Origin of the sequence: Prolixibacter sp. NT017 (genome assembly GCF_009617875.1) — a bacterium.
In the GTDB taxonomy this organism is placed as follows: Bacteria; Bacteroidota; Bacteroidia; order Bacteroidales; family Prolixibacteraceae; genus Prolixibacter.
In genome coordinates, this window is sequence record NZ_BLAV01000001.1 from 742,323 (window position 1) to 758,375 (window position 16,053).

At 46.0% G+C, this 16,053-nt stretch carries 11 protein-coding genes; 8 read left to right on the forward strand and 3 right to left on the reverse strand.

The window, feature by feature from the left end; all coding sequences use genetic code 11:
• Nucleotides 1-358 precede the first annotated feature (358 nt).
• Nucleotides 359-2,380, reverse strand: coding sequence for a glycoside hydrolase family 97 protein (locus GJU87_RS02965; RefSeq protein WP_153638140.1), 2,022 nt, complete (start codon nucleotides 2,378-2,380; stop codon nucleotides 359-361).
• A gap of 239 nt (nucleotides 2,381-2,619) precedes the next feature.
• On the opposite strand from GJU87_RS02965, the gene GJU87_RS02970 reads away from it, so the two are divergent.
• The 4 genes from GJU87_RS02970 (at nucleotide 2,620) to GJU87_RS02985 (ending at nucleotide 6,404) form a co-directional block, all read left to right on the forward strand.
• Complete coding sequence (locus GJU87_RS02970; protein WP_106543273.1) at nucleotides 2,620-4,050, forward strand: phosphotransferase; 1,431 nt, start codon at nucleotides 2,620-2,622, stop codon at nucleotides 4,048-4,050.
• Nucleotides 4,051-4,308: 258 nt separating this feature from the next.
• Nucleotides 4,309-5,028, forward strand: coding sequence for a nucleotidyltransferase family protein (locus GJU87_RS02975; RefSeq protein WP_106543272.1), 720 nt, complete (start codon nucleotides 4,309-4,311; stop codon nucleotides 5,026-5,028).
• A gap of 60 nt (nucleotides 5,029-5,088) precedes the next feature.
• Complete coding sequence (locus GJU87_RS02980; protein ID WP_153637049.1) at nucleotides 5,089-5,496, forward strand: hypothetical protein; 408 nt, start codon at nucleotides 5,089-5,091, stop codon at nucleotides 5,494-5,496.
• A 14-nt stretch (nucleotides 5,497-5,510) separates the two neighbouring features.
• On the forward strand, nucleotides 5,511-6,404 hold the full coding sequence (locus tag GJU87_RS02985; RefSeq protein ID WP_153638141.1) for an IS3 family transposase: 894 nt from the start codon (nucleotides 5,511-5,513) through the stop codon (nucleotides 6,402-6,404).
• A gap of 580 nt (nucleotides 6,405-6,984) precedes the next feature.
• Here GJU87_RS02985 and GJU87_RS02990 read toward each other — a convergent pair.
• Nucleotides 6,985-9,801: a pitrilysin family protein gene (locus GJU87_RS02990; protein WP_153638142.1), complete on the reverse strand. Its 2,817-nt coding sequence runs from the start codon at nucleotides 9,799-9,801 to the stop codon at nucleotides 6,985-6,987.
• Between the two features lie 78 nt (nucleotides 9,802-9,879).
• The gene (locus GJU87_RS02995; RefSeq protein ID WP_153638143.1) at nucleotides 9,880-10,707 is read right to left on the reverse strand and encodes an HAD hydrolase family protein; all 828 of its coding nucleotides are present in this window, start codon (nucleotides 10,705-10,707) and stop codon (nucleotides 9,880-9,882) included.
• A 587-nt stretch (nucleotides 10,708-11,294) separates the two neighbouring features.
• Between GJU87_RS02995 and GJU87_RS03000 the strand changes: the two genes are divergently transcribed.
• The 4 genes from GJU87_RS03000 (at nucleotide 11,295) to GJU87_RS03015 (ending at nucleotide 16,018) form a co-directional block, all read left to right on the forward strand.
• The gene (locus GJU87_RS03000) at nucleotides 11,295-11,909 is read left to right on the forward strand and encodes a V-type ATP synthase subunit E family protein (protein ID WP_106543269.1); all 615 of its coding nucleotides are present in this window, start codon (nucleotides 11,295-11,297) and stop codon (nucleotides 11,907-11,909) included.
• Nucleotides 11,910-12,074: 165 nt separating this feature from the next.
• A complete protein-coding gene (locus GJU87_RS03005; RefSeq protein ID WP_106543268.1) occupies nucleotides 12,075-12,926 on the forward strand; it encodes a DUF2764 family protein in 852 nt (283 codons plus the stop codon).
• 9 nt (nucleotides 12,927-12,935) lie between these two features.
• The gene (locus tag GJU87_RS03010; protein ID WP_106543267.1) at nucleotides 12,936-14,693 is read left to right on the forward strand and encodes a V-type ATP synthase subunit A; all 1,758 of its coding nucleotides are present in this window, start codon (nucleotides 12,936-12,938) and stop codon (nucleotides 14,691-14,693) included.
• Nucleotides 14,693-16,018, forward strand: a complete 1,326-nt coding sequence (locus GJU87_RS03015) for a V-type ATP synthase subunit B (RefSeq protein ID WP_153638144.1) — start codon at nucleotides 14,693-14,695, stop codon at nucleotides 16,016-16,018. The genes GJU87_RS03010 and GJU87_RS03015 overlap by 1 nt, the downstream gene beginning before the upstream one ends.
• Nucleotides 16,019-16,053 lie beyond the last annotated feature (35 nt).

A 16,053-nucleotide genomic window follows, 5' to 3' on the forward strand; every position in this document is an offset into this window, starting at 1 on the left:
AGAGAAAACGAAAACTGGAGTGCCTTAAAATAGCCCCAAACGTTACTTTATATAATTCTTTCTGGGGTATCTTGCTAAGAAGTTAATCAAGTAATGTTTATTATTAAGAATTATTCTTAAAAGCGAGGTGCGACCTAAACCATGGTGCTTGCCTGTTGTTTACTAAAGTGAAAATGTTGCGGGAAAATGGTCATGATATCCCGGAAACAATTTTCGTTAAAAAGCATTTATCAAAATTCTATCAGGTGTTGATTTGGTTGATGATTAAAGTTGCTTGATAAATGCCTTTAACACGGAGAGGATGTCCTGAAAAGGACATCCTCTCTTTTTGTTTTTGAAATCCGGTTGTAAATCAAGGTTACCGGGCGGGAGTAAAACGGATGGCAGCACCTCCGCCGGGGGCTAAGTTCAGGCGTAATGTGGTACGACGGTTGACTTCCTTTTTAGTAATCTCAATGGATACCGGGTTGTTGCTGTAGTTGGCCTGTGGGCCGTCGAGGTACATCTCGGCCGTGTATTTTCTTCCCTTTGCCAGGAAACTCAGCGGGACTTCAATCTTTCGCGGGTCTTCATCCGTAATAGCTCCCAGGTACCAATCGCGGCTGTTCCGGTCTTTCCGGATAACCGTAACATAATCGCCAATTTCACCATTAATAGCTTTGGAATATTCCCAATCGACGGGAACATCGTGAATGAACTGAAAGGCCGGGTGCCCCTGGTAATTTTCGGGTAAATCGGGAACCATTTGCAGTGGACTGTAGAGTACAACATAAAGTGCCAATTGCTTGGCCAGTGTGGTATTGACCTGGTTGTGCGGCTTGTCTTTCAGCGTAAGTTCAAAAATACCAGGTGTAAAGTCCATCGGGCCAGCCAGCAAGCGGGTAAAAGGCAGAATGGTGGTGTGTTCCGGCGGATTCCCTCCATCTTCGCTCCAGGCATTATATTCCTGTCCGCGGGCCCCTTCTCCCGACATAAGATTGGGATAGGTTCGCCGCAAACCAGTAGGGATGATGGGCTCATGAACATCGAGCATGATGTGCCGTTTGGCTGCTTCCTGAACCATATGTAAATAATGATTGACCATGAACTGCCCGTGATGCCACTCTTTTCCATTTACGCGCGAACCAACATAACCGGTTTTCACATAATGGACACCGTATTTCTGATAGAAGTTGAAAGCAGAATCGAGTTGCTGTTCGTAATTGGCTACATCGGCACCTGTTTCGTTGTGACCGATTAGTTGTACACCCTTTTTGCGCGCGTAGTCGGTTATTTTTTTGATGTCGAAATCGGGATAAGGCTTGGTGAAACTGAATTTCCAGTCTTCCCAGCCTTGGTTCCAACCTTCGACGAGCACTGCCCCAATGCCGGCCTTCGCGGCAAAGTCGATGTACTTCATCACATTTTGCGTGTTAGCTCCATGTGTGGGAGAGTACTGCCAGGTTTCTTTTCCGAGGTGCAACGACCACCAGATTCCTACAAATTTTGTTGGTTTTATCCAGGAAACATCTCCCAGTTGATTCGGCTCATTCAGGTTGAGGAGCATTCGTGAATTCATCAATCCGGCGGCGGTTGAGGAAACCAGAACGGTCCGCCAGGGAGTAACCCGGGGAGCTGATGTTTTTACTTTCACACCATCGGACCACGGCACCAGATCGCAACGCAGTTTATTATTTCCCGAATGATATAATGACATGGAAGCATAATCGACCAGTGCAGCTTCATGTATACTGATATAGTTTCCGCTTTTGGTTTCCAGCGTAAGCGGTGTACAAACAGTATCTGTTAATTCTGAAAGAGGATGGCTGGTGTAAAGATACTCGTAACGGTTGTCGCCATATGCCGGAATCGACCAGGCAGTGTGGTCGCCGCTGAAGGCGAACCCTGTCACTTCGTTGGATATTTCGAAATCTTTCAGGTTTTCTTGCCCCGGGAACTCGTAACGGAAAGCAAAGCCTTCGTTGTACACTCTGAATATAATGTTCATTTTCCGGTGCAAACCATGCTGTTCTTTCAGTTCAATCTTTAACTCACGGTAGTTGTTCCGAATCTCCTTTTGCTCACCCCAGGGCTGTGTCCAGGTTTGGTCGACCTGATCGCGGTCGAACCGGGTGGCAACGAAATCATCGAGTAGATTGGGAGCGCCTTTTAATTCGAAGCCCAGTTGCGATTTATAGAATAGTGGTTTTTCGCCCAGTTTGGCCGAATAGAAGGGTTTTCCTTCGTGGTCGAGATAGAAGGTCACGTTCAGTGTTTCGTCGGGAGAGACGACTGTTCGGGAAGTGGTTGGGTTTTCCTCGCAGCGACTTAAAATGAATATGGCAGCGATGATGAGAAATACGGTACTGATGGCGGGAAATATGTTTGGGTATTTTTTCATATGTCTGTTAGATTAGGCTACGTTTATTAGTACAAATAATTTACTGAAAAAGTTTGAAACGGCCTCAGTGATTTTGATTTGATACTTTAGTTAAAGCTATCGGAAACGACACGGGGAATGGAATTTGCGCTGGCGTTATGATTCCTGTTCAACGAAAAATGCTTTTCTTTACGCCGGACAGATAGCTTTAGAATTTCCGGGCGAATCCTTACATTTGAACTGCTAAAACCATTGATGCATTGAAAAAGACGACACAACAACATATCATCGGATTATTTGAGAAAACGTTTGGCGAGAAAGTAACGGATATCGAGGTATTGCCACCTTCCGGTTCCTATCGGGAATATTGCCGGTTGGTTTCGGACAAACGTAACGTGATTGGTGCCTGGAATGAAGACGATAAAGAAAACCGGGCGTTTATCGAATTTTCGAAAGCGTTGCGGACAAGTGGTATCAATGCGCCGGAGATATACAGCGAGGAAACCGAAAAGCATATTTATCTGCAGCAGGATTTGGGGAATACCACCTTGTTCCAGTTTCTGAGTGATGTTCGTGAAAAAGATGGTTTTTCGGAGAAGATAGTCGATGTGTACCGCAAGGTGGTGTCGCAGTTGCCAAAAGTACAGATTGAGGCCGGGAAGAATATCGATTATAGCTATTGTTATCCGCGCGATGCATTCGATCGGCAATCGATGATGTGGGACCTGAACTACTTCAAGTATTATTTTCTGAAGTTGGCCAAGATTTCGTTCGACGAACAATCGCTGGAGGACGATTTTCAGCGTTTCACCGATTATTTGCTGGAGGTTGAAAGAGACTTTTTCCTCTATCGCGATTTCCAAAGTCGCAACGTGATGTTGATGGACGGCGAACCCTGGTTCATCGATTACCAGGGAGGACGAAAAGGAGCGTTGCAATACGATTTGGCATCATTGCTGTATGATTCGAAAGCCGACATTCCGCAACCGGTTCGAGATGAGTTACTGGAAGCATATCTCGATGAATTAGAAAAATATCATCCGGTTAACCGGAAAGATTTCCGTGAATATTTCTACGGCTACGTTTTGATTCGTATGATGCAGTCGATGGGGGCGTATGGATTCCGTGGATTTTATGAAAAGAAAGAGCACTTCCTGAAGAGTATCCCGTATGCGTTGGAGAACCTGGTGATTGTGCTCGATAAATTTTCGTTCCCAATTGAGTTGCCGGAACTGGAAAAGGTTCTCCGTTCGTTGCCGGAATCAGAAACACTGAAGAAGATTGCGTCGAAGCAGGATGAAATGACGGTTCGGATTACCAGCTTTTCATATAAGAAAGGAGTACCACAAGATCCTTCCGGGAACGGAGGCGGCTATATTTTTGACTGTCGCGCTGTGCACAATCCCGGTAGGTACGATCAATACAAAACCCTGACGGGAAAAGACCCGGAAGTCATTTCTTTCTTTGAAGAAGAATCGGAAATGGAAGATTTTCTCCGGCCTGTTTTCAATTTGGTCGATCAAAGCGTGGAGAAATATATCGAACGCAAGTTTAACCATCTGATGGTGAGTTTTGGGTGTACCGGAGGGCAGCATCGCTCGGTGTACGCGGCGGAACGGCTTACAGAACACCTGAAAAACAAATATCCGGTTCGTGTTGTTACTTTCCACAGAGAGCAGGAAGCTCTGTGATTAGTAGCAAAAAGTAGTTATGTCAAAAACTTTGTGTAAGTCGAAGAAGGAGTACAAACCTCCTGAGAATCCTAAGTACGAGTGCAAGAAATGCGGCAAAGTGACCTTGAAGGAAAAAAAGGTCTGCAAGCCTCGGAAAGTAAAAAGTTAATTTATTCAACAGAATACATGATGTCGGCGGTTTACTCTGTGAACCGCCGATGTTTTTTTATTTTCGTGAAGAAACAAAAAGTCAATTTTTAAATATTGCCGAAACCTATGAAAGCCCTGATTTTTGCAGCGGGTCTGGGAACCCGCCTTCGTCCGCTCACCGATAACAAGCCCAAAGCCTTGGTGGAAGTTGCCGGAAAAACTTTGCTTCAACGAGCCATCGAAAAGGTGAGTAGTGCCGGCTTTGAAGAGATTGTGGTGAACATTCATCATTTCGGCGACCAGATTATTGACTTCCTGGAAAGGAATAACAACTTTGGACTGGATATCCGAATTTCCGATGAGCGCGATGAATTGCTCGATACAGGCGGAGGCATACTGAAGGCCCGGCCGTTGCTGGAAGATTCGGAACCTTTCCTGGTGTACAATGTAGATGTATTGTGCTCCCTCGATTTGAAAAAGTTACTGCAATGGCACAAGGAACGTAAGGCGCTGGCTACATTAGTTGTTCGCAGGCGGGACACTTCTCGTTATTTGTTGTTCGATGAGGATATGCAATTGTCCGGTTGGACCAATATCAAAACCGGTGAAGTGAAAATGGCCCGGCAAACACCGAAAGTCGAAAAGTTCGCTTTTAGCGGCATTCATATCATCGAGCCTTCCGTTTTTCCCTTAATTACTGAAACGGGCAAATTTCCAATTATTCACATGTATTTGCGGTTAGCTGCGCAGAATGCCATTTATGGATTCGAAGATACTTCAGATTTGTGGATGGATTTGGGCAAACTGGAGCAGTTGCAGGTTGCCGAAGAAAGACTCTCAGAATAACGAACATCCCGGTAGGAAAATGTCTTGTCCTGAAATAGCTTGACGTAAAAAGTCAGGAAAATGAAGAAAGGAAAAGAGGCCATGTTAAGCGATCACATGGAAGGATTTCAGGAAAAACCGATTAATTACAATGCTTACGAAGTTAGTTTCAGGCGCTGGTTGGTCGGCCAGATAGATGCAGAAAAGATGAGTTTTCAGCAGGCACGCGACCGGTTTGATTTAGGTTCCCAGTACCGGCGCATTATCAGGAACTGGCAGGAACGTTATTCCGATGATATTCACTTATCTTTACAGGCGATGAGTGGAAAAGAAAGAACAGATGTAAAAGCGCTGGAGAAGCGTATCAAAGAGCTGGAAAAACAGCTTGAACTGGCGAAGATGAAAAATGTGGGCCTGAATACGATGATTGACATTGCTGAGCAGGACTACAAATTAGAGATTCGAAAAAAGTCTGGCCCCAAACAGTAGATGTACTGGCACACATGTACCCGTTGGTATCCAAATCGGTACTGTGTGAACTGTTTGGGTTTAGCCGCCAGGCCTGGTACGATAGCAAAAAGCGTCACTCAGTAAAACAAATGCAGGAGGTGTTCATTTTGAAGCAGGTAAAAATACTTCGCCGCGAACATCCCCGCATGGGAGCAGAGAAACTCCTTTTATTACTGACTTCCACACTACAGGAACACAACATCAAATACGGAAGAGACAAGTTTTTCAACCTGCTCGGGGAGCACGGTTTGTTGGTGCGGCGCCGTAAGCGGGGCCCGAAAACCACTAATTCGAACCATTTTTACCGTAAATATCCCAATCTAATCCGGGATATCGAACTGGTCAGTTCAGGCAGACTCTGGGTCAGTGATATTACTTACCTGCGAACCGAAAAAGGCTTTGTCTACCTGTCCCTGGTAACCGATGCCTATTCGAAGAAAATTGTCGGATGGAGCCTCTGGCCCGACCTGACCAGTGAAGGGGCCTTAAATGCCCTAAGAATGGCCGTTGCCGGCGAAGGTGTAAAGCCGAACCTGATTCATCACTCCGACAGGGGGATTCAGTATTGCTGCAATGATTACGTGAACTACCTGAAAGGAGCTAAAATCAACATATCTATGACTGAAAACGGAGACCCTTATGAAAATGCGGTAGCCGAACGTGTTAATGGTATTCTGAAGGGAGAGTACAGCTTACAGGACACTTTTGCCGATTATCACGCAGCCCTGGAAGCGGTAAAACTCGCTGTATACAAATACAATCATAAACGGCCGCATCGTAGTGTGGACATGATGTTCCCCACTGATGCACATAAGCAAACCGGAACATTAAAGAAACACTGGAAAAAGCGGTCCTATCCGTTGAAGCGTGAATCAGGTGATACATAAAAATCTGTCGAACGAACCCGGTGTAAGAGAAAACCTGTGATGAGAGAACAGGAATAACAGAGAGAGTTTCCGGCTACTTCAGGGTTTAGAAACAATCTGAACTCTGTTTTCAGGTTTTACTCTTACAAACGACGGACCGGGCAGGAAGATAAAAAGAAGTATATTTGGAATCCAGTTGTTACGAAATAACAAGCAACCGGACTCACCAATTAAGTATAAATCTGTCAAGCTATTTTAGGGGAGGTCAAAATATTTAGGAGAGGTCAATTGCTACACGTGCGGCATGGGCTGCTACAGGTCAGTGGTGCGTTGCTACACATACGGCGTGGCCTGCTACCTGTCAGTCTTGTGTTGCTACACATACGGCACGGCTTGCTACCAGTCAGTCGTGTGTTGCTTCGTGCGGGGTACTTACTGCTACACGCGGGTATCGGTGGGATGTGGCAGAGACTGAAAGCATTTCGTCCTAAAACGAATTTTCGGATGCAAAAAAGGTGTCCCTGTCGGTTAACTCCAGCGTTTGGAAACTGCAGAGCTACCTCGGGGACACCTTCTTTTTTTATCCTATCGGGAATGCCGGTTATTTGTCTTTTGTTCCTTTTTCAGGAAGCAACGCAACACTTATGTAGTTGTTGAAATCCCAAACCCATTTGGCTGCCTTCTGCAATTCTTTTGGATTCAGGGCATTTACCTCGGTATTGAACTGGTTGAAGGTTGAGAAATCACCGTCATGATTCAGGTAGTACGATTTCAGTGCGCTCAGCCAGTAGCTGTTTTCACGGAGATTGGTTTCACGCTCACGCAACATCTTTTCCATTGCTTTGTGTACTTCTTCCTGAGACGGACCATTTTTGAGCAGATCCTTGATTTCATCGAAAACAGCTGTTTTCAGTGTGTCAATTTTCTCCGGAGCGGTACCATAATAAATCGTCATGGTATATTCCGGTTCCGGAAGTTTATTGAACGAAGGTTGTGCTCCGATGTAATATACACTGGATTTGTCCTCGCGAATGCTTTCCAGCAAACGGGTGGTGAGAATTTTAGCCAATGCGTCGAGTTCAACGATGTCTTTCGTATCGTAGTTCAGCTTACCATGGAATTGGATGTACTGAATACTTTTCGGTTCGGTTCCTTTATATACTTTCTTTTCGACAGCACCTTTTGGTGGACGGATACCCAAATCCTTCCAGTGATCGGTTTTACCGGTTGTAGGCAACGAAGCCAGGTAAGTTTCTACCAGCGGTTTCATTTTGTCGAAGTCGATGTTACCAACAAAGATGAATTTGAAATCGCCTGCATTGGAAAACCGGTCTTTATCGATAGCCTTGATGCGATCGAAATTCGCCTCTTTCAGGGTTTGTTTTGTCAAAGGACGAACCCACGGACTGTAATTGCTGGCAACCACGCGGAAGGTATCGGAGAAGGCCGCTTCCGGAGAAGCTTTCCGGTTGTCGAGCTGACTCTCCATCCGGGTCATGAAAGAGTTGAAGGCCGATTGGTCAACGCGCGGATGAGTGAAATAGAGGTTCACCAGTTTCATCAGCGTTTCAACATCCTTTTTCGAAGAAGACCCCTGGAACCCTTGAGTAATCTGGCGGATAAACGGATCGACATTTGCTACTTTGCCGGCCAGTTTTTTGTCCAGCTCGGGAGCCGTAAAGTCAGAAAGTCCGCTCATCTGCATGATGGTAGCTGCAAAATCAGTGGAAACGTCGTCCGATGGCGAGTAAACCGAATATCCACCCGGTCCGTAAGCTGAGAAAAGAATTTCGTCATCTTTGAAATCCGTTTTCTTCAGAATGACTTTGGCACCATTGGAAAGTGTCCACTCTTCTGCATTTACTTCCGGAATTTTCTTCTCGCTGACAATCTTACCAGGAGTTGGTTGTTCAGGCATCAGCGGTGCATCGGAAACCTGATCTTTATATGGCTTGATTTTAGCCGTGTCTACTTCCGCCAGAAGCTTTTTGACATCGTCGTTGGTCGGAACCGGAACGCCTTTCACGTCCGGAGCGGTGATAATTACCACGCGGTTATCCGGTGTCAACCATTTTTTCGCAAGGGCGTCCACGTCAGCCAGGGTAATGGTTGGCATCAATTCCTTATAATACTGATACTCCTTGTCAAGTCCCGGAACGGGCTCTTTCCGCTCCAGAAAGTTGCGGCTGTATTCGTTGGCAATACTGATAGATTGGCGTTTGTCACGATCGTTGTAAGCGGTTTCCATCGAGCTCATCATCGACGCTTTTGCACGCTTCAATTCACTTTCGGTAAAGCCATAATCTTTCACTCGCTGGTTCTCGATAAGCACGGCTTTCAATCCTTCCGGAATTTTTCCCGGATGGGTAACGACCATGGAGGAATAAACATCCACCGGGCCGACCAAGCCGCCATAGCTGGAGCGTGCAAATACAAACGGAGGATTTTCTTTTTGCGCAATTTCCGACAAACGAGCATTGATCATGCTGTTGTACAGGCTGTGCATCATCATTTCGCGGTAGCCACCAACGGTTGTGTCGAGCTCCATGGGATGCTTGATGTACAAATTAGCTGAAGAATAGGTTGCTTCGGGGTCGGTGACGACTTTGATGAGGGTACCTTTTTGGAAAGGAACATCGTATGAAGGCTTTTTGCGTTCGTTTTTGTGAATCGGAATTTGAGAGAATTTCTCTTTTACCTCCTGAACCATTTTTTTCTGGTCGAAATCGCCCACAACAATGACAGCTTGCAGATCGGGACGATACCAGTCGTTGCGGAAACGACGAACAGCTGACGGAGGACAACTGTCGACGACCGACATTTTCCCGATAGGTAAACGGTCGGCATAATGTGAATCTTTGAAGAACACCGGCAGCCACTGTTTCATCATGCGCTGCTGTGCACCTTGTCCGCCGCGCCACTCTTCGTGAATGACACCACGTTCTTTGTTAATTTCGTCGTTCGAATCGGTCACCTGGGAAGCCCAGTCGTAAAGAACCTGCAGGCCTTTGTTCATATATTTAGCGCTGTCGAGTGGTACTTTCAACATGTACACAGTCTGGTCGAAGCCGGTGTAAGCATTGATTTCCGGTCCGAATTCCATACCGATGGATTCGAAATAATTCACGAGCTCATTTTTGGGGAAATTTTTGGTCCCGTTGAAGCTCATGTGCTCGCAAAAGTGGGCGAGTCCCTGTTGGTCGTCATCTTCGAGAATGGAGCCGGCTGATACAACCAGCATCAATTCTGCACGGTTTTTCGGGGTGTGGTTGGCCCGAACATAATAGGTTAGTCCGTTTTTCAATACACCTTTGTCCGTCTTCGGATCAAAAGGAATTTTAGCTTTTAAATCCGGCACCTGGGCATAAGAACCCATCGCCAAAAAAATGGTCAACAGACCAAGGATTAACTTTTTCATAAGCAATTTGTCTTGGAATAAATAATTAATATGATTTTTGTGGGTGTTTCACAATTGGTATAGTGTTTGGCTAATTCGTTACAAATGTTGTCGAACAGCATACGAAAATCCGTCTTCATGGTGAGCCCGGCTGTTCCGGTAACGAAACTTCAATTCGTCTGGTGCATTGTCGACAACATACGAAAGCCGGGTGTAATCGAGCAATTCCATATCGTTAAAATCGTTTCCGATACCCAGCGTATTTTCTTTGGGAATACCTGTTAACTGGCAGACCGCTTCCACACCGTGTGCTTTGGTAACTCCTTCCGGGAAGATTTCCATCCAGGTGAAATCGGGATGTAGCGGCGAAGTGGCCCGTATAACACTAACGTGCGGAAATTGCTTCAGTACTTTTTGCTTGATGACGTCAAAATGTTCTGCGTCGCGCGGAAGAAATATTAAAACCTGGGAAATGGGAAAAGCATCGTTTTCTTTTAATTGAACCGCGTCTCCCAACACCTTGTGGTAATTGAGGTAACGTTCAAATTCTTCACAGGGGTTACTTCTCCACCAGGCAAAATGGTGATTGTCCGGAATTTCGCGCGAAACTTTGAAGTTGAGTTTTTCGGCCATCAGAAACTGAATAATTTCTCCTGCTTCATCGGCCGGAATACTCATGGCCATCAGCAACTTTTGTTGTTTCCAGTTAATCAAACCTGCACCAGAGCTGAAGATGACAAAATCAAACGGCATATCGGGCGTAAGTACCTGTTTTACCTTCATCAGATTTCTTCCGGTGGCTGCTACCCGGCATATTCCCAATTTTCCCAACTCTACCAGTGTTGCGTAGTCTGCTTTACTGATGGAATGATCTGCCTGCAACAGCGTGCCGTCCAGGTCGGTTATCACCATTTTTATTTCTGTCATTTGAAAAAAAATAATCGAAATTATATTAGATAATCAATGGGTTAAGAATTTTGGGCCTGAAAAGTTAAAATTTCCCAAAACCAATAGTCTTTCCGAATGTTTATCTGACGCCAGCCTGCGTCAAGCAGCCAGCAAACAACGTGCCGAAAAAATAATTTTGCCGGCAGAATGGTTGAAGTTACAATTCCTGAAGAAGGTTTAAAAGTGAAACTTTAAAATTTTAACAGAGGTTTGATTATATAACATAATTTGAAAGATTTAGCCGTTAAAGAAGGGGAGTCTTTTAGGGTGAAATATGTTTCCGGGTTGTTAAAAAATTGTTAAATTCGGGCGCCGGAAGAAATTAAGTTACCGTGTTTTATCATTTCTTTGTCGGTGAGCGATCGGGCCGGGGTTACCGTGGCGATGGTATTTGACCGAAGAAGGCTCGGAGCATATAGATTTTAAGGGATGTTGTTCGGTTCGTTGATGACATTACAACCTGTATTTTCTCTTCTTTTTTTTGTCAGGGGAATTGTATCTTTCGAATTCAAATTTTTGGCGTGTAGACAACCAAAATCAATGCATACAACAAATAACTAATAGATATGGACAACAGACTTCAAGAGCTGACTGATAAGATTTATCAGGAAGGAATCTCGAAAGGAAACGAGGAGGCCGAAAAAATTGTGTCCGATGCCCGTGCGGAGGCAGAGAAAATTTTGGCTGAAGCAAAGAAGAAAGCTGAGAATATCGTTTCTGATGCCGAGAAAAAATCAGCCGAATTCGATCAAAACACCAAATCCGAACTCAAGCTGGCTTCCCGCCAGGCAGTTGATGCCCTGAAGCAAGAACTCGTCGGTATCATTAACGGTACCATTACTACTTCCGAAGTAAAAGCAGCGATGGGGGATACCAAGTTTATCCAGAAAGCCATCGAAACTGCTGTGAAAAACTGGGCTGTACATAACGATGAAACCATCGACATGCAGGTTCTCATCCCCAAAGAGGACGAAAAAGCCATCAGCGATTACTTTGCCGGTACTGCAAAAGGCGTGCTCGATAAAGGTTTTTCTATCGAAACAGTAAATGACCTGAAAGCTGGTTTCCAGGTGGCTCCGGCCGACGGAAGCTACAAGGTTAGCTTTACTGATGAGGATTTCATCAACTTCTTCAAAGAGTTCTTGCGTCCGAAAATCGTTGAACTTCTTTTCGAAAAGTAATAAGAACACAGGGTTAGTACCCAGTGCTTTTGGATGAGAACCTTTTACGAATGAGACAACCAACCGGGCCAGGATTCCTGTTCCATACTTTTGCTCAGCAAATCAAGGAATAAAAATCATTTTTACTGAATCCGGCAGGCTGTTTGTTTTGGAAAACCATTTCGAATGAAAAAATATTACTGTCTGGTTGCCGGGCTTCCCGAAATTCGCATAGATGACAACAAACAGAACTTCGATTTGAAGGAGTTCAAGGAGGAGTTGCGTGCCAACTTGTCGGAAGGCGATTTTGAGTTGATCAAACTCTTCTACCGGAAATTCGACAACCTGAACCTGATAGCATACCTGAAAGATGCCGAGGCTAAACTTGACGACCGGGGAAATCTAACTCAGGATGACTTCACTGAAATCCTTCGGATGGTGAAGGAGGAAGAAAATCCGAAAGATGAGCGAATTCCGGTGTACTTTAAAGAGTTTATTCCTGCCTGGCTCGAAGAAAAACCGCTGTTCCCCGATATGGCGTGGGAAGATCAGCTGGCAACGCTCTATTACGACGATGCCCTGAAATGCCGGAATGAATTCTTTAGCAGCTGGTTTGCCTTCAATCTGAATGTGCAGAATATCCTGACCGCTATCAACTGCCGGAACTATGACCTGGATCTGGGGCCGGCTATCGTTGGAAACAGCGAAATCGCCAATACCATTCGCGAAAGCAACTCGAAAGATTTTGGTCTGGCAGCCATCTTCCCTTACCTGGATGACGTGCTGCATATTTCTGAAGAGGCCAATCTTTATGAACGTGAACGTCGCATTGATGCACTCCGTTGGAAGTGGCTCGAAGAAAATGCATTCTTCAAGTATTTCACGGTAGAGAAAGTCTTTGCCTATCTGCTGCAACTCGAAATGATTGAACGATGGGTGAAACTGAGCCAGGAAACCGGCCTGAAGATTTTCCGCGATTTTGTTCAGGAACTGCAACACTCGTTCGAGTTCCCCGAAGAATTTAAATTAAACAAGTAAACAACGAATATGTCTACGCAAGGTAAAGTCAAAGGAATTATTGCCAACCTGGTGACAGTGGAAGCCGATGGTCCGGTAGCGCAGAACGAAATCTGCTACCTCCAGACCCGCGGTACCGACCTGATGGCTGAGGTGATTAAGGTCAATGGAGCCAACGCCTTTGTCCAGGTTTTCGAAAGCACCAGGGGACTGAAAATCGGTGATCCTGTGCGGTTCACCGGACATATGCTCGAAGTAACGCTCGGGCCAGGCATCCTCTCCAAAAACTACGATGGTCTGCAAAACGACCTCGACAAAATGGATGGTGTCTTCCTGAAAAGGGGAGATTATACCAATCCGCTGGATGATGACACTCTCTGGAACTTTAAGCCGCTGGCCAAGGCAGGCGACGAAGTGGAAGCTGCCAGCTGGCTGGGTGAGGTAAACGAGAATGGTAAACCTCACCGAATTATGGTGCCATTTGTGTTTGAAGGTAAATACACCGTTAAATCGGTTGTCGAAGCAGGCGAATATAAAATAAACGACACCATTGCTGTCTTGGTGGATGCCGACGGCAAAGAACACAACGTGACCATGGTACAGAAGTGGCCGGTGAAAAAAGCCATTACTGCCTACCGGGAAAAACCCCGTCCGTTCAAACTGCTCGAAACCGGTGTTCGTACCATCGATACCATTAACCCGATTGTAGAAGGTGGTACAGGATTTATTCCCGGACCTTTCGGTACAGGTAAAACCGTATTGCAGCACGCTATCTCGAAGCAGGCGGAAGCTGATATCGTGGTGATTGCTGCTTGTGGTGAGCGTGCCAACGAGGTAGTGGAAATCTTTACCGAGTTTCCCGAACTGGATGACCCGCACACGGGTCGGAAACTGATGGAACGTACCATCATCGTGGCAAACACCTCGAACATGCCGGTTGCTGCCCGTGAAGCGTCGGTTTACACCGCGATGACCCTTTCGGAATATTATCGTTCCATGGGACTGAAGGTGCTGATGATGGCCGACTCTACTTCCCGTTGGGCTCAGGCCTTGCGTGAGATGTCGAACCGTTTGGAAGAGCTGCCCGGACAGGATGCATTCCCGATGGACCTTTCGGCCGTTATTGCCAACTTCTACGCCCGTGCAGGTTTTGTTTACCTGAATAACGGTGAATCAGGTTCTGTAACCTTTATCGGTACGGTATCGCCTGCCGGTGGTAACCTGAAAGAGCCGGTAACTGAGTCGACCAAAAAAGTGGCCCGTTGTTTCTATGCATTGCAGCAGAGCCGCGCCGACGGAAAACGTTACCCGGCCATCAACCCAATCGAATCGTATTCCAAATACCTGGAATATCCCGAGTTCGAAGAATATATTGCGAAGCGTATTGGCGACAAGTGGATCGCTTCCATTAATGAACTGAAAACGATCCTACTTCGTGGACAGGAAGTTAGTGAGCAGATCAATATTCTTGGTGATGATGGTGTACCGGTGGAATATCACATCCGTTTCTGGAAGTCGGAAGTTATCGACTTTGTGATTCTTCAGCAGGATGCATTCGATAAGGTCGATATGAATACTCCGCTCGAACGTCAGGAATATATGTTGAATAAGGTGATGGGCATTTGCCATACCGATTTTCAGTTTGAATCGTTCACTGAAGTGGGGAGCTACTTCAAACGAGTGATCAACAACCTGCGCCAAATGAACTACTCGGAGTTTGAAACTGACGAGTTCAAGAAGTTTGAAGAAGAATTGAATCAGATCATTAACGAAAGAAAAGTAGCATAATGGCAACGAAAGCTTTTCAGAAAATATATACCAAAGTCACACAGATTACGAAAGCAACCTGTACCCTGAGAGCTGAAGGGATTGGCTACGATGAACTGGCCGAGATTAACGGCCGGCTGGCACAGGTGGTGAAAATCATTGGTGACGATGTGACCCTGCAGGTGTTTGGTGGTACAGAAGGTATCCCGACCAATGCAGAGGTAACTTTCCTGGGAAAATCGCCTTCGCTGAAAGTGAGTGACCAGCTTGCCGGACGCTTTTTCAACGCTTTTGGCGACCCGATTGATGGTGGACCTGCCATCGAAGGACAGGAGATTGCAATTGGCGGACCGTCGGTAAACCCGGTACGTCGTAAGCAACCGTCCGAGTTGATTGCAACCGGTATTGCCGGTATCGACCTGAACAACACGCTGGTATCGGGACAGAAGATTCCGTTCTTCGCCGACCCGGATCAGCCGTTCAACCAGGTAATGGCGATGGTAGCACTTCGTGCAAAAGCCGACAAGATTATTCTTGGTGGTATGGGACTGACGAACGACGACTACCTCTTTTTCCGCAATGTATTCGATAATGCCGGTGCGCTCGACCGTATCGTATCGTTTGTGAATACAACGGAGAATCCACCGGTGGAACGTCTGTTGGTACCTGATATGGCACTGACAGCAGCCGAATATTTCGCGGTAGAAAAAAACGAAAGCGTGCTGGTACTGCTGACCGATATGACGCTGTACGCGGATGCGCTCTCGATTGTATCGAACCGTATGGACCAGATTCCGTCGAAAGACTCGATGCCGGGTTCGCTCTATTCCGACCTTGCTAAGATTTATGAGAAAGCAGTTCAGTTCCCGAGTGGTGGTTCTATTACCATTATCGCGGTAACTACGTTGTCGGGTGGTGATATTACCCACGCTATTCCTGATAACACCGGTTACATTACCGAAGGACAGTTGTTCCTGCGCCGTGATTCGGATGTCGGCAAAGTAATTGTCGATCCGTTCCGTTCGCTGTCGCGACTAAAACAGTTGGTTATCGGGGATAAGACCCGTGAGGATCACCCGCAGGTAATGAACGCAGCCATCCGTCTGTTTGCCGATGCTGCCAGCGCTAAAACGAAACTGGAAAACGGTTTCGACCTGACGGAATATGACCAGCGTACACTGGATTTTGCCAAAGAGTACTCCAATGATTTGCTGGCTATTGACGTCAACATCGGTACGGACGATATGCTGGACACGGGCTGGAAACTTCTCGGCAGACACTTCAAACCTGAAGAGGTTGGTATCAAGCAGGAGCTGATGAATAAGTACTGGCCGAAAGAGGCATAAATAATAAATTGAAAATTGAGAATTGATAATTGAGT

Coding starts and splice junctions, on each gene's coding strand:
- GJU87_RS03015 (WP_153638144.1), top strand. CDS start 14,693: ATGGCAACGAAAGCTTTTCAGAAAATATATACCAAAGTCACACAGATT.
- GJU87_RS02975 (WP_106543272.1), top strand. CDS start 4,309: ATGAAAGCCCTGATTTTTGCAGCGGGTCTGGGAACCCGCCTTCGTCCG.
- GJU87_RS03000 (WP_106543269.1), top strand. CDS start 11,295: ATGGACAACAGACTTCAAGAGCTGACTGATAAGATTTATCAGGAAGGA.
- GJU87_RS02980 (WP_153637049.1), top strand. CDS start 5,089: ATGAAGAAAGGAAAAGAGGCCATGTTAAGCGATCACATGGAAGGATTT.
- GJU87_RS02995 (WP_153638143.1), bottom strand. CDS start 10,707: ATGACAGAAATAAAAATGGTGATAACCGACCTGGACGGCACGCTGTTG.
- GJU87_RS02965 (WP_153638140.1), bottom strand. CDS start 2,380: ATGAAAAAATACCCAAACATATTTCCCGCCATCAGTACCGTATTTCTC.
- GJU87_RS03010 (WP_106543267.1), top strand. CDS start 12,936: ATGTCTACGCAAGGTAAAGTCAAAGGAATTATTGCCAACCTGGTGACA.
- GJU87_RS02990 (WP_153638142.1), bottom strand. CDS start 9,801: ATGAAAAAGTTAATCCTTGGTCTGTTGACCATTTTTTTGGCGATGGGT.
- GJU87_RS03005 (WP_106543268.1), top strand. CDS start 12,075: ATGAAAAAATATTACTGTCTGGTTGCCGGGCTTCCCGAAATTCGCATA.
- GJU87_RS02985 (WP_153638141.1), top strand. CDS start 5,511: ATGTACCCGTTGGTATCCAAATCGGTACTGTGTGAACTGTTTGGGTTT.